Here is an 859-nt window from a genome sequence, read left to right on the forward strand (position 1 = left end):
TTGTTTGTTTTAATTCTTCTGTTAGTTTCTACATAAATTCCCTTTACAGATACAGCGCCGGGGCTATATCTAAATTGTTATCCGTAGGCGTACTAGCGGCATCATAGTTTATTCCCCTGTGACACATAAGAGACAAGATAGCGTAGCGGCTAGCGTCTATTGCATGGTCTGGAGTAGTACGGGTTACTTTTCCGGTATTCTTATTTAGCTTGTAATAATATGTTTGCTTTTCATCAAACCATTTAATACAGCGTTGCAATACTTTTAAGCGGCCCTCACTGAATAGATAGCGCATTTCATCTAACCCGGTTTCAATATCCCTAACGCTTGTATTATCCTGAGATATACGCTTAATCTTTAGGTCTGATTGTGGAGGGTTACGGAATGGCTGATAAGCCACATTAACGCCATAATTTCTAAGCTGCTGTGTTAGCGCCGGGTGGTCATGAGGTGGAATAACAGGAGCATGAGGGTTAGGGGAATTAAGAATTAACTCCGCTACTCTTGCGGGGCTTCTGTCATAATCTGATTTATCAAGATAGATACAATCATAAATATAATAAGTGTTAGTGTCTGGATTAAATAGAGCCTCTACAATAACTGTAGGGTCATGAGATACACCCCAATCTATAGCCCTCAAGATTTGCCAATGTGGGCCGGGTACAACCTCACTTACTGTAATCTGTTCATCAGAATAAGGGAAAATAGCACCAGTACCAATTACAGGTAATCCGTTGCGCCTCATTTCATGTTGCCACTTAGGGTATTTAGCTAGCTCTTGCTCTATCTGTTCCTCTGTCATGCCGGGTATATCATCCCATGAGGCAGACCGCATAAACAAAAGCCCGGATTCATCATT

At 41.4% G+C, this 859-nt stretch carries 1 protein-coding gene; it reads right to left on the minus strand.

Annotation, left to right across the window (positions count from 1 at the left end):
- Positions 1-43: 43 nt before the first annotated feature.
- Positions 44-859, minus strand: an 816-nt coding sequence (locus N1032_RS24390; protein WP_259543089.1) for a phage terminase large subunit family protein, incomplete at its 5' end; no start/stop codon positions are given.

Origin of the sequence: Herbiconiux daphne, from assembly GCF_024979295.1 — a bacterium.
Taxonomy (GTDB): Bacteria; Actinomycetota; Actinomycetes; order Actinomycetales; family Microbacteriaceae; genus Herbiconiux; species Herbiconiux daphnes.